Here is a 20,979-nt window from a genome sequence, read left to right on the forward strand (position 1 = left end):
ATGTATCCCCCGAAACATCTATCTAGCCAAATTTGTCATGGAGCGCCGGAAACAGCCGGTCCGGCTTGAAGGGCGGCGCAGTAAAGCGAATGCCGGTGGCGTCTGCGATCGCGTTGCCGAGCGCGGCGGCGACCGGATTGTAAGGGCTCTCGCTCATGGACTTCGCGCCGAGCGGGCCGATCGTGTCGGACGTCTCGGCGAAGAGGACCTCCGTGCGCGGCACGTCGGCGAAAGAGGGCAGGTGGTAGTCGCGGAATTTCGGATTGGTGACGCGCCCGCTCGCGTCGATCACCATCTCCTCGTAGAGCGCAGCGCCGAGCGCCTGCGCCACGCCGCCTTCGACCTGTCCGCGGCACTGCATGGGATTGGCGACGACGCCCGCGTCCGCGGCGTGCACGCTCCTGAGAATCCGGAGCTCGCCGGTCGCCTTGTTCACCGCGACGCGAAAGCCCTGCACGTTGAACCCCACCGATCGCGGCGTGCCGCCGGACGTGCCGCTGCCTGCGAACGGCCGGTCGCGCTCGCGGGCGAGCTTCGCCAGCTCCGTAAAAGGCATGCGGCGGACGCCGCTGACGACGGAGTCCGCATCGAGCGCGCAAGTCTCCACATCGCACAGCCAGGCGCCGGCGGCTGCCGCCTTCAGCTCGCTCGCAAGCTGCATGGCTGCCGCATGCGTCGCCTTGCCCGCAACGAAAGTGCCGGCGCTGCCATACGCGCCGGTGTCGTGGCCGCCATGGGCGGTGTCGGACTGGCGCAGACGAATCTTGTCGACGGTGGTCGCCAGCGTGGTCGCCGCGATCTGGCGATGCACGGTGCTGGTGCCGTTGCCGAACTCGGCCGTGCCGACGGTGAGGTCGAAGCCTCCGTCGTCGTTGAGCGCGATCGTTGCATCGGCGAAGTGGCCGGCCGGCGGCACGGTGTCGATCATGGTCAGCGCGATGCCGTCGCCGATCAGCCAATCCGGCGACAGCTCCGGCTGCGGGCCATCGGCCTGCATCGCGCGCTCGACGAGATCGAGGCACTGGTCGAGCCCGTAGGAGCCGTAGAGCACGTCGTGATATTCGGACGGCGGCGGCGACAGCATGGGATCGCCGGGCCTCACGATATTGCGCCGGCGCATCTCGTAGGGGCTGATTCCGAGCTGCCCCGCCAGTTCGTCGATCGCCGCTTCCACCGCGATCAGCGCCTGCGGCAGGCCATAGCCGCGAAACGCGCCCGCCGGCACGGTGTTGGTGTAGACGGCGACGCCGTCGACCCGCTTGTTCGGGCAATTGTAGACGGCGATGGACTCCGCCAGCGCGTGGAACATCACCGGGCCGGCATGATTGCCGTAGGCGCCGGTGTTGGAGAGCACGTCGAGCTGAAGCGCGGTAAGCTTGCCGCCCGCATCGGCGCCGGCCTTGACGTGGATCCGCATCGGATGCCGCGTCGAGGTCGCGATGAACTGCTCCTCGCGTGTCAGCTCCAGCTTGACCGGCCGCCCGGTCTTCAGCGCGGCAAGCGCCAGGATGTCCTCGACGAACATCTCCTGCTTGCCGCCAAAACCGCCCCCGACGCGTTCGCAGAACACGCGGACCTTGTCCATGGGAAGCTGGAAGATGTCCGACAGCGCACGCCGGGTCAGGAACGGCACCTGCGTCGAGGTGCGGACGGTGAGAACGCCGGAATCATCGAGCCAGGCGAGGCCGCCATGGGTCTCGAGCGCCGCGTGCTGCACGCGGTGACTGTGGAAAGTAGCCTCATAGGTGGCGGCAGATGTTGCAAGCGCCGATGCGACATCGCCGAACTCGCCATGCGTCTCCGCGACCAGGTTGCGCTGGGCATCGGCAACGCGGTTCGCAGCTGTGCGGTCGGGATGAACGACCGGCGAACCCGGGGCCATCGCCTGCTCGGGATCGATCAGCGCCGGCAGGATCTCGTAGCTGACCTTCAGCTTGCGGCACGCAGCCTCCGCGGCGGCTTCGGTCTCGGCGACGACGGCGGCAACCTTCTGGCCGATGAAACGGACGACATCGTCGAGGACGCGGGTATCCTCCGGGTCCATCCAGTCTTTCTCATGCCGCGCCGTCGAGATCAGTACGGACGGCGCATCCTCGTGCGTCAGCACGGCGTGCACTCCGGGGATGCTCAGCGCGTCCGACTTGTCGATCGCGACGATCCTCGCGTGCGCATGCGGCGAGCGCAGCAGCTTGATGTGCAGCAGACCATCGATTGCGGTGTCGAAGGTGTAGCGTGCCGTGCCGCGGACCACATCGGGGCCTGCGGGGGCGGGCAGGCTGCGGCCGAAGGCGGCGCCGGCCTCGACGCTCGCCTCGACATTGGTCTTGCCGAGGATCGCGTCCTCGATCGACCGATAGCCGGTGCAGCGGCAGATATTGCCTTTCAGCGCCGTGCCGAGATCGGTGCGCTGCGCCTGGTTCAGCGAGGCGCAGGTCAGGATCATGCCGGCGGTGCAGAACCCGCATTGAAAGCCCTGCGCATCGAGGAAGGCCTGCTGCATCGGATGCGTGCCGTGATCGCCGTCAAGGCCTTCGATCGTGGTCACGCTGCGGCCCTCGGCCCGGAACGCCGGGATCAGGCAGCTGTGCACCGGCTCGCCGTCCAGCAGTACGGTGCAGGCGCCGCAGTCGCCGGCATCGCAGCCCTTTTTCACGCCGAAATGGCCGAGCTCGCGCAGGAACGTGCGCAGGCACTGGCCGGCGCGCGGCTCCTGGGAAAATGCCTCGCCATTGACCTCCAGGCTCATGCGGGTATCGCTCCCAGCAGCTCGACGCGAATGTCCTCGGCCAGGCGCAGCGTCATGTGCTTGCGCCAGAGTGGCGCGCCATGGATGTCCGTGTGGTACAGATCATCGGTAATCTCCTGCATGAGCGCGGCGCGCAGCGCGCCTGCGTCTAGGGCTTTGCGGAAGCGCAGCTGGATCGGCCGCACCGTCGACGCGGTGACCGTGAGTGTCAGCGTATCATCGGCTTCGAGACTGCCGATCAGCAGCGCCGCGGAGCGGCCGACGGGCGCCAGCGAGATCTGGCGGAAGGCCGTGCGGCGCTTCAGCGCGGGAAGCGGGATGTCGATCTGCCGGAGCAGGTCGCCTGGCGTCAGGCGATTGCGCTGGTTGCCGGTGACGAATTCGGTGACCGGAAGCCTCTGTTCACCGCCGCCGGCCTTCCAGATGGTGCAGACGCCGTCGAGTGCCGACGTCAGCGAGATCATCGGTCCCGCCGGCAGCGACATGCAGAGATTGCCGCCGACGGTCGCGGTCTTCCAGATCTTGAATGAGGCAAGGAAGGCCCGGCAGCACTGGTTGATCAGCGGCGCTGCGAGCCAATCAGAGGGGCAGGCGAGTCCATCGAGCTCTGCGATGGTGCAAGTGGCGGCGATCGAGAGGTGGCTCTCTGTGATCGCAAGTGCCGGCCATTTCAGATCGGTGAGATCGATCAGTCGCGTCAGATGCGTTTGCGGCTCCGAGAACAGCCAGGTGCCGCCCGCGAGCCAAGCATCACCTGCCGTCCAAACGGGCAGCTGCGCGCGCGTTTGCGGATGGGCGACGGCTGTGATGGTATTCAAGTCCATGGCTGCGCCAACGCTTCCGACGGTTGAATGGTCCGAGCGAAGTGTTGCAAGACGGGAGCCAAGTGGCAACAACAAGTCGAAGCAAGGACGCAATCGTCCTCGGCCTTGCAGGTCCGCCGTCAGGGTGGGCGAGGAGAAGCAGGATCATGACTGAGGCAAGTTCGACCTGGATCAGGGATCCCCTGGCCATCCTCGCCGACGGGGCCGAGCGCGGCATTGTCGTGAAGGACGGCCGGATCGTCGAGCTCGTGCCGGCGGGCGGTGTGCCCGCAACCGCCGATGTCGCAGTGTTCGATGCGGGCGAACACGTCGTGCTGCCGGGCCTGATCAATACCCATCATCACTTCTACCAGACGCTGACGCGGGCGCTGCTGGCCGCGATGGACCGCGAGCTGTTCCCCTGGCTCCAGGCGCTCTATCCGGTGTGGGCGAGGCTGACGCCGGAAGCGCTCGAGCTCGGCGTCACCGTGGCGATGTCCGAGCTGTTGCTCTCCGGCTGCACCACCACGACGGATCACCACTACGTCTTCCCGCCCGGACTCGAAGACGCCGTCGATATCGAGGTGGCGGTGGCGAAGCGCCTCGGCGTGCGCGTGCTGCTCACGCGCGGCTCGATGAACCTGTCACAGCGCGACGGCGGCTTGCCGCCCGACAGTGTCGTGCAGGACGAGGACACCATTCTCGCCGATAGCGCCCGCGTGGTCGCCAAGCATCACCAGCGCGGCGCGGATGCGATGGTGCAGATTGCGCTCGCGCCATGCTCGCCGTTCTCGGTGACGACGTCGCTGATGCGCGCCACGGCCGATCTCGCCGACAAGCTCGACGTGCGCCTGCACACCCATCTCGCCGAAACCGAGGACGAGAACAGCTTCTGCCAGCAGATGTATGGCTGCCGTCCGCTCGACTATCTCGAGCAATGCGGTTGGCTCAATGCGCGCACCTGGCTCGCCCATGGAATCTTCTTCAATCCGGACGAGATGAGACGGCTCGGCAAGGCCGGCACGACCGTCAGCCATTGTGCGTGCAGCAACCAGCTGCTCGCGTCGGGCTGTTGCCCGGTGTGCGACATGGAAGAGGCCGGCGTCGGGATCGGCATTGGTGTCGACGGCTCGGCCTCCAACGACGGATCCAACCTCATGCAGGAGGTGCGGGCCGCGTTCCTGCTGCAACGCGCGCGTTATGGCGTCACGAAGGTCAGCCACAAGGATGCGTTGCGCTGGGCCACCAAGGGCTCGGCGGCATGTGTGGGCCGGCCGGAACTCGGCGACATCGCCGTCGGCAAGGCCGCCGATCTTGCGCTGTTCCGGCTCGACGAGCTGCGCTTCTCCGGCCACGGCGATCCGCTCGCTGCGCTCGTGCTGTGCGGGGCGCATCGCGCCGACCGGGTGATGGTGGCTGGAAAATGGGCGGTGATCGACGGTGCGATCCCGGGTCTCGATGTGGCAGACCTCATCCGCCGCCACAGTTCCGCGGCGCGGGCCATGCAGGCTGGATAGCCGGGCGAAATAGAGAAAGAGGGGGCAGCCACAAGTGCCGGGTGCTTCTGGCCACCCCCTCCGAACCTCCTCCGGGAGGAGCAGGTGATTTAGTCAATGCAAGAAGCGTGCTACTTGCCCGGCAGCTTGTCGTCGATGCCTTTCACGTAGAAATTCATGCCGAGGATCTGGCCGTCATCCAGGTGACCGCCGCCCTTGCATTCGACCGGCTTGCCGTCCTGCCCAACGATCGGGCATTTGAACGGATGCAGCTTGCCCGCGGTGATCGCGGCCTGGGCATCCTCAGCCATTTTTTTCACATCGTCAGGCATGTTGGTGTAGGGCGCCATCGCGAACATGCGGCTGTCGAGACCACCCCAGGTGTCCTCGGACTTCCAGGTGCCGGCGAGCTCGGCCTTGACCCGCTCGATATAGTAGGGCCCCCAGTTGTTGATGATCGAGGTCAGCTGAGCCTTTGGCCCGAACTGGATCATTTCGGAATCCTGGCCGAAGGCCAGCTTGCCACGTTCGCTGGCGATCTGCATGGCGGCGGGCGAATCCGTGTGCTGCATGATGACGTCGGCACCCTGGTCGATCAGCGCCTTGGCGGCGTCGGCCTCCTTGCCTGGGTCGAACCAAGTGTTGGCCCAGATGATCTTGACCTTGATGTTCGGATTGATGGTCTGCGCCGCCAGTATCGTCGCGTTGATGCCGGAGACGACCTCCGGAATTGGGAACGAGCCGATATAGCCGAGCACGCCCGACTTCGACATCTTGGCCGCAATCAGGCCTTGAATGTAGCGGCCCTGATACCATTTCGCCGAGTAGGTCGACATGTTCGGGTTGCGCTTGTAGCCGGTGGCGTGCTCGAAATGCACGTTCGGATATTTCTTGGCGACCTTCAGCGTCGGATCCATGTAGCCGAACGATGTGGTGAAGATCAGTTTGTTGCCGGCGCGGACGAGCTGCTCGATTGCCCGCTCGGAGTCCGGGCCTTCGGGCACGTTCTCGAGATACGTGGTCTCGATCTTGTCGCCCAGTTCTTTCACCAGCGCCTGGCGACCGAGGTCGTGCTGATAGGTCCAGCCGAGGTCTCCAATCGGACCGAGATAAACGAAGCCGACTTTCAGCTTGTCGGCGGCGGAGGCCGCACTGACGCTCCCAGCGAGCAAGAGCCCGGCAGCCAGTGCAAGAAGTGATTTCCTCATCATCGATCTCCAAACTTCGGGGGAAGCCACGATCCGCAGCATGCGCGCCCCATCGCGCACGCCTTGGAATGAAACTCAGCGGTCAGGCACGAACACCGTACCGAGCGCAGCCGGCGCGGTCGAGCCGCCGGTGCGCGCTCGGGAGATAAGGACCAGCACGATGACCGTCGCGAGATAAGGCAGCGCCGACATGAATTGCGAGGGAATGCCGACGCCCCATCCTTGCGCATGCAGTTGCAGGATCGTCACCGCGCCGAACAGATAGGCGCCGATGACGAGCCGGCCCGGCCGCCAGGACGAGAACACCACTAGCGCCAGTGCGATCCAACCGCGGCCGGCGGTCATGCCCGGAATGAAGAACGGCGTATAGGCGAGCGGCAAATAGGCGCCCGCAAGACCCGCGCAGGCGCCGCCGAACATCACGGCGAGGGTGCGGATGCGCAGGACGGGATAGCCGAGCGCATGCGCGGAAACGTGATTGTCGCCGCAGGCGCGGAGGATCAAGCCTGCCCGGGTGCGGTACAGGAACCACCAAACCGCGACGATCAGTGCGATCGAGAAATAGACGAAACCATTCTCGCCGAACAGCACGCGGCCGATCAGGGGGACATTAGTGAGACCGGGAATGACGAGTTGCACGGCCGGCGTGATGCGCTCGCCGACGAAGCCGGCGCCGATCAGACCCGAGAGGCCAACACCCAAGATGGTCAGCGCGAGGCCGGTTGCGACCTGGTTGACGGCGAGCCCGAGTGCCATCAGCGCGAAGACGAGCGACATCAGCGTGCCCGCGACGATGCCGAACAGCGCGCCGATAAAGATCGATCCGGTCAGCCAGGCGCCGGCAAAGCCACAGGCCGCGCCGACGATCATCATGCCTTCGACCCCGAGGTTGAGCACGCCGGAACGCTCGGCCACGAGTTCGCCTGTCGCGGCCAGCAACAGCGGCGTCGACGCGGCGAGTACCGCCAGGATGATGGCCTCAACCAGCTCCACGGGCCACCACCTTGTTCGGGAACACCAGCTTGAAGCGGTAGAGAATGAGGGAGTCGCAGGCGAGCACGTAAAACAGCAGAATGCCCTGAAAGACCTTGGTGACGTCCAGCGGAATCTTCATCGCGATCTGCGCCTGCTCGCCGCCGATAAAGGTCAACGCGAGGAAGAGGCCTGCAACTAATATTCCAAGCGGGTTCAGCCGGCCGAGGAAAGCGACGATGATCGCGGTAAAGCCGTAGCCTGGCGAGATGCCGGGCTGGAGATGCCCGACTGGACCCGCCACCTCGATGATGCCGGCAAGCCCGGCCAGCGCCCCGGAGACGGCGAAGGTCAGGATGATGAGCTGGTTGGCGTTGAAGCCGCCGAACCGCGCGGCGCGCGGCGCGGCGCCGACCACGCGGATCTCGAAACCCTTGATGGTGCGCCCGAGCAGGATCGCGGCTGCCGCGACGACGAGCAGGGCGATGATGGAGCCGAGATGCAGCCGGCCGCCTTCGATCAGCAACGGCACGGTCGCTACCGGATCGAACTCGGCCGTGGTCGGGAAATTGAAGCCGTGCGGATCGCGCCAGGGGCCGCGCACGAGATAGTCGAGGAAGAGGTCGGCGACATAGACCAGCATCAGGCTGGTCAGGATCTCGCTGGCGCCGAATTTCACCTTGCAGATCGCCGGGATCAGCGCATAGAGCGCGCCCGCAGCGGCGGCGAGGACGAGCATAGCCGGCAGCACCCAGGCGCCGGCATCAGTACCTTGCGTCTTCACCGCGATCCAGCTTCCCGCGACTGCGCCGATCAGGAATTGCCCTTCGGCGCCGATGTTCCAGGCGTTGGCGAGATAGCACAGCGACAGGCCGATCGCGATCATCACCAGCGGCGTCGCCTTCACCGCGATCTCCTGGAGCGAATAGCCATCGGTGAGGGGCGCAATGAAATAGGCGTGCAGGGCAAGCAGTGGATTCTTGCCAAGGATCGCGAACAGGATGACCATGGTCACGATCGTGAGGCCAATCGCGATCAGGGGGGACACCAGCGCGATCGTGCCAGAGCGCTCGGCACGCTTCTCAAGCACCAGCTGCATGCGCGATCTCCTTTGGCTGCAGGCTGCTGCCGCCCATCAGAAGGCCCAGCTTCTCGCGGCTTGCTTCGCGTGCCGAGAGCGGAGCCGACAGCTTGCCGTGGAACATCACGGCGATGCGGTCGGCAATCTCGGCGAGCTCGTCGAGATCCTGGCTGGTCACGAGTACCGCGGCGCCTGCGGTGGCGAGATCAAGCAGCGCCTGACGGATGACGGCGGCGGCGCCGGCATCGACGCCCCAGGTCGGCTGGCTCACCACCAGTACCGCGGGATTGCGCAGGATCTCGCGTCCCACGATGAACTTCTGCAGATTGCCGCCGGACAGGCTGGCGGCCTCGGGATCGCGCTTGGCCTTGCGGACGTCGAAGGTTTCGGTGGCGCGGTCGACCGTTCTCAGCGTAGCCGCCGTATCGATGAATCCGCGACGGACCATGCCGCTGGCGGCATGGCCGGTGAGCAGCGCGTTCTCCGACAGTCTCATCCGCGGCGCGGTGCCGTGGCCGAGTCGCTCCTCGGGAACGAAGGCCGCCCCCAGCTTGCGCCGCTGGGTGATCGAAAGGTGACCGGCGGCGATGCCCTCGATCACCACCGTCCCGGGGGCCTTCGCGAGGCGCTCGCCGGAGAGCGCTGCGAACAATTCGTCCTGGCCGTTACCGGCGACGCCGGCGATGCCGAGAATCTCGCCGCCCTTCAGCTCGAATGAGATGTGCTCGAGCCGTACGCCGTGCGCTTCGACGGGAGCCAGCGAGAGATCGTTGACGACGAGCCGCGGCACGGTGGTCTTGCGGCCGGATGCGCCCTTCACCTCCTTGACCTCGCCGCCGACCATCATCCGCGCAAGTGAGGCGGCGGTTTCGAGCCGCGGGTTGCAGGTCTCGACCTTCCTGCCGCCGCGCAGGATCGTCGCGGCGTCGCAGAGCCGCTTCACCTCCTCCAGCTTGTGGCTGATATAGAGGATGGCGCGGCCCTCGGCCTTGAGGCGATCCAGCACGATGAAGAGCTGGTCAGCCTCCTGCGGCGTCAGCACCGCGGTGGGCTCGTCCAGGATCAGGAATTTCGGATCCTGCATCAGGGCGCGGACGATCTCGATGCGCTGACGCTCGCCGACGGAGAGTTGCCACACCTCACGCCTGGGATCGAGCGGCAGACCGTAAGTCTTCGACACCTGTTCCAGCCGGGCCGACATGTCCTTGAAGGATTCCTTGCCGTCGAGGCCGAGCGCGACGTTCTCGGCAACCGTGAGATTGTCGAACAGCGAGAAGTGCTGGAACACCATGCCGATGCCGCGGATGCGCGCTTCGGACGGACCGGACAGCACGATCCGCTCGCCCTGCCAGTGAATCTCGCCGGCGCTGGGCTGGATCAGTCCGTAGATCGCCTTGACCAGCGTCGACTTGCCGGCGCCGTTCTCGCCCAGCAGGGCGTGGATTTCCCTCGGCCGGATCTCGATATCGATGCAATCGTTGGCGAGGAAATCGCCATAGCGTTTGGTGAGGCCGATGGTCCTCAGGAGCGGGGACTCGCCGGAATGCTGGCCGTTGGATGTCGGATCTAACATTCGTTGATGCGCTTGCATGGGTGACGTGCCTCAATACTGGGCCAGTTTGGACCCCGGCGTAAGATGTGAAAAAGCATCATCCCTTGCTCAACGCGTCGGCAGGCTCTCGGCCCAGCGCCGGTCATCGATTCCGAGCAATCATATCCCGCAAACAGCACCCGGACGGTTGGGGGCGATCGCGTCTGCGAGCGGTGCCTGTTGCAAATTTGTGACGGTCCAAGGCAAATCGGAACCCGCTGCGCAGACCTGACGCCATGTTGAGCAACGGACGCGTCGGTCGTCCATCGCGGGGAGCGCAGCGGCCGCAATGGCTGCCTCAATGCGGCACTCCACGGTGTCGTCCCCTTTGGGATGTGCTGCTACTTCGTCCAAACGGCGTCGTGCAGCGCTTCGGCTTCGTCTTCGAGCAGTGGGCCGACGACCTCCGTCGGCCGCTGGCCGCTGGCAAAGACCTCGCGGCATGGCAGGTTGAGCGTCGGATTTTCCGGATGGTTGCCGGTGATGCCGCGCAGGCGATGCTCGCTGAGGCCATAGACGACACGGCCAATACCGGCCCAGTAGATCGCGCCGGCACACATCGCGCAGGGTTCGGCTGAGGAATAGAGCGTGGCCTTCGCCAGCACCTCGCGATCGAGCGTACGGCAGGCCTGGGTGGCTGCGAGACGCTCGGCATGCGCGGTGCCGTCGCGATCCGGCATGTAGCCGTTCTCAGTCTCGATCAGCACCTTGCCGTCGGCATCGACGACGATACAGCCGAAGGGATGGTTGCCATGGGTGAGGGAACGGCCGGCGACCGCGAAAGACAGGCGCAGAAAGTGCTCGTCCCGCCCGGATGCGTCGCCCATCGATCCTCCGTTCAGTGCCCTGCCATGTGGCGGCCGACCACCGTGAGATCGGCTTCGCTGGTCCGCGCTTCATACACGAATTCGCCGTGGAACATCACCACCAGCCGATCTGACAGTTCGAGCAGTTCGTCGAGGTCCTCGCTGACGAGCAGGACGGCGGCGCCGCGGTTGCGTGCGGCCATGATCTCGGCATGGATCTGCGCCACCGCCGCGAAATCGAGGCCGAAGCAGGGATTGGCGGCGATCAGCACCTCGACGTCGCCGCCGAGCTCGCGGGCCAGCACAGCCCGCTGCACATTGCCGCCCGACAGCGCCGAGATCGGCGTATCGGGCGAGCGGGTCTTGATCTTGTACCGGGCAATCTTCGTCCTCGCGTCGTCGCGAAAGGCGCTGGGATTGAGCCACCAGCCGCCACTTGCAAAGGGTGCGCGGTCGAATTCTCGGAAGGCGATGTTGTCGGCGACGCTCATGCCGCCGACGCAGGCATTCTTCAGCGGCTCCTCGGGCAGCAGCGACATCCTGTGCCGCCGCATCTCCTCGCGGCTTGCGTGATAGGGATCGCCGGCGACGCGCACCTCCCCGCTCTCGGCCTCGCGCTGGCCGGCCAGCACCTCGACGAGCTGGCGCTGGCCATTCCCGGAAACGCCGGCGATGCCGACGATCTCGCCGGCGCGAACGGTGAGCGAGACATCGTGCACGGCAACGGCGCCCGCATCGTCCAGGGCGCGGAGCTTTTGGAGCTCCAGCCTGGCCTGACCGGCTTCGCCGGTGCGCGGCGGCTGCACCGTCAACTCCTCGGCACCGATCATGGTGCGGGCCATCGCGTCCGGCGTCAGCTCGGAAACCTTGCCGGCTCCAGCGAGCTTGCCGCGGCGCAGGATGGTGACGTCATCGGCAAACGCCATGACCTCGCGGAACTTGTGCGTGATCATCAGGATGGTCAGCTCGCCCTTCACAACCATGTCGCGGAGCATGCCGAGCACCTCGTCGGCTTCCGCCGGGGTTAGCACCGAGGTCGGCTCATCCAGGATCAGGAAGCGCCGCTTCAGATAGAGCTGCTTGAGGATCTCGCACTTCTGCCGTTCGCCGGCAGAGATGTCGGAGACCTTTGCGGAGAGCGGTACCTTGAAAGGCATGCGGCCCAAGAACGCCTCCAGCTCCTTCATCTCCTTCGGCCAGTTCACCACGGCCGGCACGTCGTCGCGCGCCAGCACGAGATTTTCGGCAACGGTCATCGCCGGCACCAGCGTAAAATGCTGATAGACCATGCCGAGGCCGAGCGCGTGGGCATCCTTCGGGTTGGCGATCGCCTGCTCGCGGCCGCCGACGAGAATGTCGCCTTCGGTCGCGTGGTAATAGCCCATGATGCATTTGACGAGGGTGGATTTGCCGGCGCCATTCTCGCCGAGCAGCGCATGGAACGAGCCCGGCCGCACCTTCAGCTCGACATTGTCCAGCGCCAGGAAGTCGCCGAAGCGCATGGTCATGGCGATGGCATCGACGCCGAAGGCGCCCGATGGCGGCGGCGTTTCGCCGATGATCACGAAATTGCTCCGATGAAGGCATCAGAGGTCGAGACTGCGCCGAACACGCCGCCCTGCATCTTGATCATCTTCAGCGCGTGGTCGTGGTTGCTCTTGTCGGTCGCGCCGCAGCAATCGTGCAGCAGGACGCATTCGAAGCCGCGGTCGTTGGCCTCGCGCATCGTGGTGTGGACGCAGACGTCGGTCGTGATCCCGGTCAACACGATGTTCTCGATGCCGCGCACGCGCAGGATCAGCTCCAGATCGGTGGCGCAGAACGAGCCCTTGCCGGGCTTGTCGATGATCGGCTCGCCCGGTAGCGGCGCGAGTTCTTCGATGATGTCCCAGCCGGGCTCGCCGCGCACCAGGATGCGTCCGCACGGGCCGGGATCGCCGATGCCGGCGCCGATCTGGCGCGAGCGCCAGCGCTTGTTGGCGGGCAGGTCGGAGAGATCGGGGCGGTGGCCCTCGCGGGTATGGATGATATGGAAGCCTTGCTTGCGCATCACTGCGAGCAGCCGCTTGATCGGCTCGATAGGTGCCCGTGTCAGCGAGAGGTCGTAGCCCATCTTGTCGACATAGCCGCCGACGCCGCAGAAATCGGTCTGCATGTCGATGATGATCAGCGCCGTGTTCTCGGGGCGGAGATCACCATTGTAGGGCCAGGCATAGGGCTCGGACTTGATGTAGCGCTCGGGCATGGACGACCTCGTGCGTGTTACCGTGTGATCGAGAGTTCGGCGGGCGCGCCGGTCAGCGTCCGCTTCGGCGAGCAGGTGATGATCATGATCGCCAGCGTCAGGATGTAGGGCGCGGCGTTGAATAGGTGATAGCCAGAGGTGACGCCGACCGATTGCAGCGCCGGACCCAGCGCCGCCGCGCCGCCGAAGGCGAGCGAGGCCCACAGGCAGAGCAGGGGATCCCAGCGCGCGAAGATCACGAGCGCCACGGCGGTGATGCCCTGGCCCGAGGAAAGGCCCTCGTTCCAGCTTCCGGGGTAGAACAGGGACAGAAACGAGCCGCCGATGCCCGCGAGGAAACCACCGGCCATGGTGGCGCGCAGGCGGATCAGCAGCACGGAATGGCCCATCGCGCGTGCGGCATCCGCGCTCTCGCCGGCGGTGCGGATGAGCAAGCCCAAGCGGGTGGTGCGGAAGGCCCAATAGAGGATTGGCGCCAGCGCCACGCCGATCAGGAACAGCACGTTGATGCGCAGCGCTGCCTGGACTTGCGGGATGTCGCTCCACCAGCCGAAGTCGATGGCGGGCAGCCGCGGCGCTGTCGGCTCGATCAGCGGCTTGCCGAGATAGAACGCAAGGCCAGTGCCGAACAGCATCAAGGCAATTCCGACGGCAACGTCATTGACGCGCGGCAGCGAGCAGATGCCGGCATGCAGCGCACCCAGCAGCGCGCCGGTGATGCCGGCGGCAAGCACGCCGAGCCACGGAGAGCCGGTGAGATAGGAGATGCCATAGGCGCTCATCGCGCCCATCACCAGCGTGCCTTCGAGGCCGAGATTGATGCGGCCCGCACGCTCGGTGATGCATTCGCCCAGGCTCACGAACAGGAATGGGGTGGAGACGCGAATGGCGCCGCCGAGGACGGCGAGCGGGACGGTCCAGAGGCCGATCGATCCGTCTGCCATCTCAGGATTTTCCCTTCAGGAATCCGATGCGGCCGTAGAGCGCATCGCTGGCGAGCACGAAGACGAAGATGATGCCCTGCAGCACCAGCACGGACGCATCGGGCAGTCCCAAGCGGCGTTGCAGCAGGCCGCCGCTGGCGCTGATGCCGCCGAGCAGGATCGCGACGGGGATGATGGCGAGCGGATTTTGCCGCGCCAGAAAGCCGACGAGAATGCCGGTGAAGCCATAGCCGGCGGCGAGGTTGGCGTTGGTGCGTCCCTGCACGGCGGCGACCTCGACCATGCCGGCGAGGCCAGCCGCGCCGCCGGCAAGGAAGCAGACGGTCAGGATCAGCTTGTCGACGCCGAGACCGACGATCTTCGCAGCACGGATGTTGCCGCCCGCCACGCGCGCGGCGAAGCCGAACACAGTGTGATAGATCAGGATGTAGGAGGCGATGGCAGCGACCAGGCCGAACACGAGGCCCCAATGCACGTCGGTGCCGGGAATGGAGCCGATCATGTTGGCGGCGCCGATCTCGCGGGTGGACGGCTTGTTGAGGCTGGCGGGATCGCGCATCAGCCCCTCGACGAGATGGTTGAGGATCGCGAGCGCAATGTAGACGAGCAGCAGGCTCGAGATGGTCTCGTTGATGCCGCGATATTGCCGCAAGCCGCCCGAGAGCATGATCCAGAGCCCGCCGCCGATCACGCCGGCGCAGACCATGGCGATCTGGACGACGAGCGGCGGCATGCCCTGAAGCGCGAGTGCGGCGCTGGTTGCCGACAATGCGCCGATCAGCAGCGCGCCTTCGCCACCGATGATGACCATGCCGAGCTGCGCCGGCAGCGCGGTACAGAGTGCGGTGAGGATCAGGGGCGCTGCGCGCGTCAGCGTGTTCTGCCAGGAGAACCAGGTGCCGAACGCGCCGTAATACATGTAGAAATAGAGATCGAGCGGATTCTTGCCGAACATCGCGACGAAGATGCCGAACACCGCGAGCGCGCCGACCAGCGCCGCGCCCGGGATCAGGACATATTCGATCGTGCCGCCGTGACGCTGGAGGAAACCGGGATCGGCGGCCGGGGCGACTGTCCCGACCGCGTCCGTGGAATCCGCCGCTTCCATCGTCACGAAGTGGCTCCGAGCACGCCCTCGACCAGGTAGTCCATCTTCTCCAGTTCAGGATCCTTCTGGCCGCGGTCGGTACCGGCAGGGATCACCGTCTTGCCCTTGTTGTCGACCAGCCCACCCTTGAAGATGGCGAAGCCTTCTGCCGACAGGAATTTTGCCTTGGCCGCGTCGGCCGCCTTGCGCGCTTCGGCCGAGACCGCTTCCCCATAGGGCGAGGTCTTGACGATCTCTTCCTTCAGGCCGCCGCGGTAGAAATTCGGAATGCCTTCACCGGAGGCGATCATCTTGACGAACTTCGGATAGAGCGCTTCCCAGTTCCACTCCGCGCCGGTGAGATAGGCCTTGGGTGCCAGCGCCGACTGGTTGGTGTGATAGCCGCAGACGAAGGCGCCGCGCCGCGCCGCGTTCTCGACCATGGTCTTGGGCCCATCGACGTGGCAGGTGAGCACGTCCACGCCCTGATCGATCAGGCTGTTGGTGGCTTCGGCCTCCTTGACCGGCATCGACCAGTCGCCAGTGAAGATCACCTGCGTGGTGGCCTTTGGATTGACGGACTTGGCGCCAAGCGTGAAGGCGTTGATGTTGCGCAGCACTTGAGGGATCGGCTTGGCCGCGACAAAGCCGAGCTTGCTGCTCTTCGATGTCAGGCCGGCGACGATGCCGGAGATGTACTGAGCCTCGTCGATATAGCCGAAATAGCTGCCGGCGTTCTTGGGGTCCTTCTCGCTCCAGAGGCCGCCGCAATGCTCGAAGCGGAGCTTCGGGTACTTGTTGGCCATCTTGATCATGTGCGGATTGTAGTACCCGAACGAGGTCGGGAAGAGCAGGGTGGCGCCATCGAGATTGATCATGGACTCGATCGTCTTCTCGACCGCATCGGTCTCCGGCACCTTCTCCTCCTCGACCACCTTGAGGCCGGGAATCTTCTTCAGCGCCGCCGCGCCCTGCGCGTGCGCCTGATTGTAGCCGTAGTCGTCGCGCGAGCCGACATAAATGAAGCCGATGGTGGTCTCGGCCGCGACGGCCGGGCGCAGGCCCGCTGCCGCGCCGAGGGTGAGGGCCGCGCCGCCCTGCAACACATGACGTCGTGAAATCCTGCCAGAATCCATTGCTCGCTCCCCTTGGCGGATGCCCCGCCTTGATCTCACGGCTGCGCCGGCTTGGCGGAGCCGGGATCAGGCGTCGCAAGCTTCGTGCCAGAGACTATGAAGCGTGCAGTTAGTTATAAGCCATTGAAATAAACATGGAATAATGTTTGTTCTGAACTTGGCGAGGAAAGTGGCAGGCTAATTTATGGGCAATATAAAGGTATTGTATGCAGAGGAGTTGAGCAGCCAGAACCTGCCCGCGCATGTGCATGACCCGCGTCGGACGGTCGGCCGGCAAGGCGCATTCATGCTAACCACGCGCTGACTGGGACGGCGCCGGAGGATTTCCGCTGGCACCGAACTTGTATCGATTGTCGTCAGGACCGCCGTGTCCTCAGAAGATGGAAAGCTCGCCGAGATGGGCGCTGGTACCGTTCACGATGCATCGCTCGGCAATGAGATCGTTCGCCGGATCAACGAGCTCGGCGCGATCTCGGAAGAGCCCGAGAAGCTCACCCGCATCTTCCTCAGCAAGGAGCTGCGCAAGGCCGCGGACCTCATCATGGGGTGGATGCGCGAGGCCGGCATGAGCGCCCATCTCGATGCCATCGGCAATGTCTGCGGACGGTACGAAGGCGACCGGCCGGGCATGCCCTGCCTGATGCTCGGCTCGCATTACGACACCGTGCGCGATGCCGGCAAATGGGATGGACCGCTGGGTGTGATCACCGCGATCTCTTGCGTCGCCGATCTCAACCGCCGCGGCAAGCGCCTGCCATTTGCGATCGAGGTGATCGGCTTTGCCGACGAGGAGGGGGTGCGGTTCGCTTCGACCTTGCTCGGCAGCCGTGCGGTGGCCGGCACCTTCGATGAGAGTATCCTGAACACGCGCGACCGCGACGGCGTGTCGATGCGCGAGGCGCTCGTGCAGTTCGGCCTCGATCCCGACCATATCGGTGCGGCCGCGCGCGCGCGGCGCGAGCTGCTTGCCTATCTCGAATTGCACATCGAGCAGGGGCCGGTGCTGGAAGCGCAGAACCTGCCGGTGGGCGTCGTCACCGCCATTACCGGGGCCACGCGCCTTGCGGCCCGGCTCACCGGTATGGCCGGTCACGCCGGCACCGTGCCGATGGCGCTGCGCCGAGATGCGCTCGCCGGCGCGGCCGAATGCATCAATGCGATCGAGCAATTTTGCCGCACCGACGAGGGCGGCCTCGTCGGCACCGTGGGCTACATCCAGGCGAGGCCCGGCGCGACCAACGTCATTCCGGGTGAGGTATCCTTCACCATCGACATGCGCGCGCCGACCGACATGCATCGCAAGCGCGCGGTGGCCGATGTCGTCCGCCAGATCGAGGCGATCGCCAAGCGGCGACAGCTGGCGCTTCAGCTCGACGTTACCCACGAGAACCGCACCGCGACCTGCGCGCCCTGGCTCAAGCAGCAGATCGCGCAGGCCATCGAAGCCGAAGGCGTCTCCGTGTTCGAGCTTCCGAGCGGGGCAGGGCACGACGGCATGGCGATGATCGACATTGCCGATGTCGGCATGATCTTCGTCCGCTGCCGCGGCGGCATCAGCCATCACCCGGACGAGCATGTCGCGCTCGCCGATGCCGACGCCGGCGCGCGTGTGCTGCTGCGGGTGATCGAGAATTTCGGGCCGCGCAAGGCCTAGGCGAGCGTCACGAACCCGCAAGTCACCGGGTAGAGATACGAATCAGTCATGTTTAAGATGGCGGCCATCATCACGAGGGTCACGAGACAATCAGCCGATTGACGGACATGAACAGCGACATCTCTTTTCCATCACATCGTGAAAACCGGTTCTATCAGGGGATGGCTGCGACCTTCGTCGCCAACGCCCTTCAGGCGGTCAATTTCCTCGGTGATCGATTCCTGAGACAATCGCATCATTCGTTGTCGGCGATCGAGGACCTCTATCGGCACTCGATGGACAGCGCCTTTTCGGTGACCGAGGCCTTCCTCGTCACCGGCGCACCGCACGCCTCGGCCTATTACCCCCGCGACTTCGCCTGGTTCTATCCCGACGTTCTCGATCCTGAAACCATCATGGATGCGCAGGACGCGGTGCGACGGGTCCGTCTGCTCGAGAAGAGCGTGCGCCTGCTGCTGGAGGCCGTTCGCGCCGACGTGGTCACCACGACCATCGTACCGGCCGGGCGCGGCCGGTATCTCGGCGTGAACTATTTTTCGCGACCCTCGGATACGCTGCTCGGCATTCTCGCCGGTCTGCAGCAGATGATCTCTGCCGAGGAGAGGGCGTCGTCCTACCTTGCGATGTCGCAATGCGCGCATGCCGGCCGCTTGTTGTTGGCCGAATATGGCGGAGACCTGAAGCGCGCGATCCTGAAGCTTGCGAGCGAGCTGGAGTCCTTCGACGCTGACGGCACCAGATATTTGCTGTGCGACGCCAGCGGCCCGCGCTCCGCGGCGACGGATACCCGCGCCGAGCGCCGGCGTTTCGTCACCAATGCCTGCGTCTACACGACCTTCGTGTGGGGCGTGCAGCTCGGGATCGTCGGCGAGAACGAGCTGAAGCGGCTGCTCGGGCGCGACCTTGCGCAGTACAAGAGGGATCTGCTCCGCCTCTTCGGCAAGAACGGCTACATCAGGCATTCCCTGGACGGCCCGGCGAGCTCACCGGCATCGTCGGTCGCATTGGATTTCGTCAGCGTGCATCGCGGCTTCTGGGATATGAGCGAGGCGAGCGAGCGCGCGCTGTTCGCGGCCACGACGGATGTGATCATCGCCGAGCCACGGTTTCGCATTCCGAGCACGTTCCACTTCCTGGTTTCGGCGGACAACCCGCGGACCAAGATGATCCACAAGATTGCAGCTCCCGCATATCAGGGGCGTTCCTCCTGGCCGACGTTCAACGTCGAATTTGCCGACCGCATGCTGGATTACGATGAGTTCTCGGGTGGCGATACCTATCGGGCCTGCGCGCAAGGAATCCTGAAGGACATTCGCGCCGCGACCGAACTCCACGGCGGCTATCAGGAGCTGATTTCGGAGCAGGGTCTGAAGTATCGCACCTGGGCCTATAAGGGTGCCGTGGCCCACTCGTGGTTTCCGCGCTTTCTGTCGGTCTGGAGGAGGGCCTACCGCACGCCACTCCTCCAGTGGAACGATTGATCGCCGAACCTCTATCCCGCCGTCACGTCGACCACCTCGCCACCCTCCAGCACCTTGGCCGCCTTGGCCGGTCGAGATCGCCTTCCCAGGCCGCGACCGCGACGGTTGCGACGCAATTGCCGACGGGGTTGCCGAGCGCGCAGGCCACGGTGCCAGATTGTCGCGGTTTCACCCGAGAAACCGGGTTATTCCGCCGCCTTCGCCGTCTTGCCGAACATCCGCGTCGGGGCCGGGAAGCCGCACGAGGTGCCGTCGGTGACCTTGACCTGATTTTCCCACGGCAATCGGAAGGTGCCGGCGACCATGTCCTGCATGAAGGTGTAGGGGCAGTCCATCGCGCCGCCCTTCACCGCGACATAGCCGCGGTGCCAGAGCTGGTAGATGTTGTTTTCGACGCCCCAGTTGATGCGGGCTTCGCGCACGAGATCCGGCCGGACCTCTGCGGTGATGATCTCGTCGGCACGGCCGGTCGTACCATGCGCCAGGACCGTGCCGTCGAAATTGACGATCATGCCTTCGCCCATGGAATCGAACGAGCCGTCCGAGCCGCACATGCAGACATTTGCGGTGATCATCAGATTCTGAAACGAATTGGCCTGGTTGGTGAAGCGCCAGGCTTCGCGGATCGGCGCGGTGTAGCCGGCGGTGCGGATCATGATCTCCGCGCCTTTGTAGGCGCATTCCCGTGCCATCTCCGGGAACATGCCGTCATGGCAGATGATCAGCGCGATCTTCGCGCCCTTCGGTCCCTCGATCACGGGAATGCCGATGTCGCCGGGCTCCCACGGCTCGACCGGAATCCAGGGATAAAGTTTGCGATAGTAGAGCTTGATCTCGCCGTGATCGTCGATGATCAGGCCCGAGTTGTAGGGATTGCCATGCGGGTTGAACTCCATGATGGAGAAACAGCCCCAGATCTTGTTATCGACACAGGCCTGCTTGAAGGCCGCAACCTCCGGTCCGTCAAGCCGACACATGATCTCCGGATTGGTGTCCATCGACAGGCCGTGCAGCGAGTATTCGGGGAAGACCACCAGATCCATGGTGGAGAGATTGCGGCGGGCCTTGCCGACCATCCAGACGATGCGCTCGGTCTGCCTGGCGAGATCGGCCGCGCTCACCACGCTAGGCAGCTGCAGCTGCACAAGTCCGATAACCACACCGTTGGGGGATTTGTTCAGCCCGCCAAGCCCGTTCATGATCAGCTCCCTTGCCTGTCTGGCGCAGCGTCGTTGCGCGCCAGATCTTGTCGCAAGAAGCAAATCCGATTTCGATGAAGAGCTAAAGGTTATTTTTCAGGCGATGGCGCAGTTACGCGGCAGCAGGCGATCTCGTCACGCCACGAGATCGAGCAGCCGGCATGAGCCGCGCACCAGCACCTTGCGTCCTGTGGATGTTATCGCAGGCACGCCGTCATTCATGACAACGAGGCCGAGCTTGGCGAGGCTTTCGACGAGATAGGCCTTCGCGAGGCGACCGTTCGACACCGGGTTGCGAAGCGCCTTTAGCGCTTCCCACTGGTCGGTCGATAGATCAAAGTCGAAATCGTTGCTCATGGTGCCTCAGCCGATCGTCCGGTTCGCGTGCCCCTGTTAGCGGCGCCGCATGAAGACCATGCGACGACAATGAGTCGGGAATTCGGTCAGCTGTTTAGAACATCTCTTCACAAATTGCGGCACTTCGTTGCGCCACAAGAGTTAACGTCGTTAGTGCACGACTACCGTCACGT

Annotated in this window: 17 protein-coding genes and 1 pseudogene; 3 read left to right on the plus strand and 15 right to left on the minus strand. The window is 65.0% G+C overall.

What is annotated here, in order from left to right:
• Positions 1-22 precede the first annotated feature (22 nt).
• Both XF30_RS13280 and XF30_RS13285 read right to left on the minus strand, forming a co-directional pair.
• The gene (locus XF30_RS13280) at positions 23-2,746 is read right to left on the minus strand and encodes a molybdopterin-dependent oxidoreductase (protein WP_109142965.1); all 2,724 of its coding nucleotides are present in this window, start codon (positions 2,744-2,746) and stop codon (positions 23-25) included.
• Positions 2,743-3,570: an FAD binding domain-containing protein gene (locus XF30_RS13285; RefSeq protein ID WP_109142966.1), complete on the minus strand. Its 828-nt coding sequence runs from the start codon at positions 3,568-3,570 to the stop codon at positions 2,743-2,745. Before XF30_RS13285 ends, XF30_RS13280 begins: the two co-directional genes overlap by 4 nt.
• A gap of 146 nt (positions 3,571-3,716) precedes the next feature.
• Between XF30_RS13285 and XF30_RS13290 the strand changes: the two genes are divergently transcribed.
• Positions 3,717-5,066: an 8-oxoguanine deaminase gene (locus tag XF30_RS13290; RefSeq protein WP_109142967.1), complete on the plus strand. Its 1,350-nt coding sequence runs from the start codon at positions 3,717-3,719 to the stop codon at positions 5,064-5,066.
• Between the two features lie 110 nt (positions 5,067-5,176).
• Here the strand turns inward: XF30_RS13290 and XF30_RS13295 are convergent, their stop codons facing one another.
• The 10 genes from XF30_RS13295 to XF30_RS13340 form a co-directional block, all read right to left on the minus strand.
• Complete coding sequence (locus XF30_RS13295) at positions 5,177-6,253, minus strand: BMP family ABC transporter substrate-binding protein (RefSeq protein WP_192893407.1); 1,077 nt, start codon at positions 6,251-6,253, stop codon at positions 5,177-5,179.
• 75 nt (positions 6,254-6,328) lie between these two features.
• A complete protein-coding gene (locus XF30_RS13300) occupies positions 6,329-7,246 on the minus strand; it encodes an ABC transporter permease (protein WP_109142969.1) in 918 nt (305 codons plus the stop codon).
• Positions 7,233-8,324 (minus strand): ABC transporter permease, encoded by a 1,092-nt coding sequence (locus XF30_RS13305; RefSeq protein WP_109142970.1) that lies wholly within the window; start codon positions 8,322-8,324, stop codon positions 7,233-7,235. Before XF30_RS13305 ends, XF30_RS13300 begins: the two co-directional genes overlap by 14 nt.
• On the minus strand, positions 8,308-9,879 hold the full coding sequence (locus tag XF30_RS13310; RefSeq protein WP_109142971.1) for an ABC transporter ATP-binding protein: 1,572 nt from the start codon (positions 9,877-9,879) through the stop codon (positions 8,308-8,310). The genes XF30_RS13305 and XF30_RS13310 overlap by 17 nt, the downstream gene beginning before the upstream one ends.
• Positions 9,880-10,238: 359 nt before the next feature.
• Entirely contained in the window at positions 10,239-10,724 is a 486-nt protein-coding gene (locus XF30_RS13315; protein WP_036007727.1) for a nucleoside deaminase, read from the minus strand.
• Between the two features lie 11 nt (positions 10,725-10,735).
• Entirely contained in the window at positions 10,736-12,268 is a 1,533-nt protein-coding gene (locus XF30_RS13320; RefSeq protein ID WP_109142972.1) for an ABC transporter ATP-binding protein, read from the minus strand.
• Positions 12,265-12,948 carry a biuret amidohydrolase gene (gene biuH / locus XF30_RS13325; RefSeq protein WP_057028619.1) on the minus strand — a complete coding sequence of 228 codons (684 nt, stop codon included), beginning with the start codon at positions 12,946-12,948 and terminating at the stop codon, positions 12,265-12,267. Before biuH ends, XF30_RS13320 begins: the two co-directional genes overlap by 4 nt.
• Before the next feature lie 17 nt (positions 12,949-12,965).
• Positions 12,966-13,892, minus strand: a complete 927-nt coding sequence (locus tag XF30_RS13330; RefSeq protein WP_109142973.1) for an ABC transporter permease — start codon at positions 13,890-13,892, stop codon at positions 12,966-12,968.
• A gap of 1 nt (position 13,893) precedes the next feature.
• Positions 13,894-15,006, minus strand: coding sequence for an ABC transporter permease (locus tag XF30_RS13335; protein ID WP_109142974.1), 1,113 nt, complete (start codon positions 15,004-15,006; stop codon positions 13,894-13,896).
• Positions 15,003-16,115, minus strand: coding sequence for a BMP family ABC transporter substrate-binding protein (locus XF30_RS13340; RefSeq protein WP_109142975.1), 1,113 nt, complete (start codon positions 16,113-16,115; stop codon positions 15,003-15,005). Before XF30_RS13340 ends, XF30_RS13335 begins: the two co-directional genes overlap by 4 nt.
• A gap of 397 nt (positions 16,116-16,512) precedes the next feature.
• On the opposite strand from XF30_RS13340, the gene XF30_RS13345 reads away from it, so the two are divergent.
• Complete coding sequence (locus XF30_RS13345) at positions 16,513-17,769, plus strand: allantoate amidohydrolase (protein ID WP_109145697.1); 1,257 nt, start codon at positions 16,513-16,515, stop codon at positions 17,767-17,769.
• A gap of 107 nt (positions 17,770-17,876) precedes the next feature.
• Positions 17,877-19,250, plus strand: coding sequence for a hypothetical protein (locus tag XF30_RS13350; RefSeq protein WP_109142976.1), 1,374 nt, complete (start codon positions 17,877-17,879; stop codon positions 19,248-19,250).
• Between the two features lie 11 nt (positions 19,251-19,261).
• On the opposite strand, the pseudogene XF30_RS39315 reads toward XF30_RS13350, so the two are convergent.
• The 3 genes and pseudogenes from XF30_RS39315 to XF30_RS13360 all read right to left on the minus strand — a co-directional run.
• Positions 19,262-19,398 (minus strand): annotated as a pseudogene (locus tag XF30_RS39315) (C4-dicarboxylate transporter DctA); the annotation flags it as partial.
• 37 nt (positions 19,399-19,435) lie between these two features.
• Positions 19,436-20,449: a formamidase gene (locus tag XF30_RS13355; RefSeq protein WP_109142977.1), complete on the minus strand. Its 1,014-nt coding sequence runs from the start codon at positions 20,447-20,449 to the stop codon at positions 19,436-19,438.
• 135 nt (positions 20,450-20,584) lie between these two features.
• Complete coding sequence (locus tag XF30_RS13360) at positions 20,585-20,806, minus strand: hypothetical protein (RefSeq protein ID WP_036045311.1); 222 nt, start codon at positions 20,804-20,806, stop codon at positions 20,585-20,587.
• Positions 20,807-20,979 lie beyond the last annotated feature (173 nt).

This window comes from Bradyrhizobium sp. SUTN9-2 (assembly GCF_003122645.1).
Classification (GTDB): Bacteria; Pseudomonadota; Alphaproteobacteria; order Rhizobiales; family Xanthobacteraceae; genus Bradyrhizobium; species Bradyrhizobium yuanmingense.

What these genes read in the sequence shown, in the direction of transcription:
- biuH (WP_057028619.1), bottom strand. Translation starts at nt 12,948, where the DNA reads ATGCCCGAGCGCTACATCAAGTCCGAGCCCTATGCCTGGCCCTACAAT.
- XF30_RS13290 (WP_109142967.1), top strand. Translation starts at nt 3,717, where the DNA reads ATGACTGAGGCAAGTTCGACCTGGATCAGGGATCCCCTGGCCATCCTC.
- XF30_RS13345 (WP_109145697.1), top strand. Translation starts at nt 16,513, where the DNA reads ATGGGCGCTGGTACCGTTCACGATGCATCGCTCGGCAATGAGATCGTT.
- XF30_RS13340 (WP_109142975.1), bottom strand. Translation starts at nt 16,115, where the DNA reads ATGGATTCTGGCAGGATTTCACGACGTCATGTGTTGCAGGGCGGCGCG.
- XF30_RS13350 (WP_109142976.1), top strand. Translation starts at nt 17,877, where the DNA reads ATGAACAGCGACATCTCTTTTCCATCACATCGTGAAAACCGGTTCTAT.
- XF30_RS13305 (WP_109142970.1), bottom strand. Translation starts at nt 8,324, where the DNA reads ATGCAGCTGGTGCTTGAGAAGCGTGCCGAGCGCTCTGGCACGATCGCG.
- XF30_RS13315 (WP_036007727.1), bottom strand. Translation starts at nt 10,724, where the DNA reads ATGGGCGACGCATCCGGGCGGGACGAGCACTTTCTGCGCCTGTCTTTC.
- XF30_RS13295 (WP_192893407.1), bottom strand. Translation starts at nt 6,253, where the DNA reads ATGAGGAAATCACTTCTTGCACTGGCTGCCGGGCTCTTGCTCGCTGGG.
- XF30_RS13330 (WP_109142973.1), bottom strand. Translation starts at nt 13,892, where the DNA reads ATGGCAGACGGATCGATCGGCCTCTGGACCGTCCCGCTCGCCGTCCTC.
- XF30_RS13360 (WP_036045311.1), bottom strand. Translation starts at nt 20,806, where the DNA reads ATGAGCAACGATTTCGACTTTGATCTATCGACCGACCAGTGGGAAGCG.
- XF30_RS13280 (WP_109142965.1), bottom strand. Translation starts at nt 2,746, where the DNA reads ATGAGCCTGGAGGTCAATGGCGAGGCATTTTCCCAGGAGCCGCGCGCC.
- XF30_RS13310 (WP_109142971.1), bottom strand. Translation starts at nt 9,879, where the DNA reads ATGTTAGATCCGACATCCAACGGCCAGCATTCCGGCGAGTCCCCGCTC.
- XF30_RS13355 (WP_109142977.1), bottom strand. Translation starts at nt 20,449, where the DNA reads ATGAACGGGCTTGGCGGGCTGAACAAATCCCCCAACGGTGTGGTTATC.
- XF30_RS13285 (WP_109142966.1), bottom strand. Translation starts at nt 3,570, where the DNA reads ATGGACTTGAATACCATCACAGCCGTCGCCCATCCGCAAACGCGCGCG.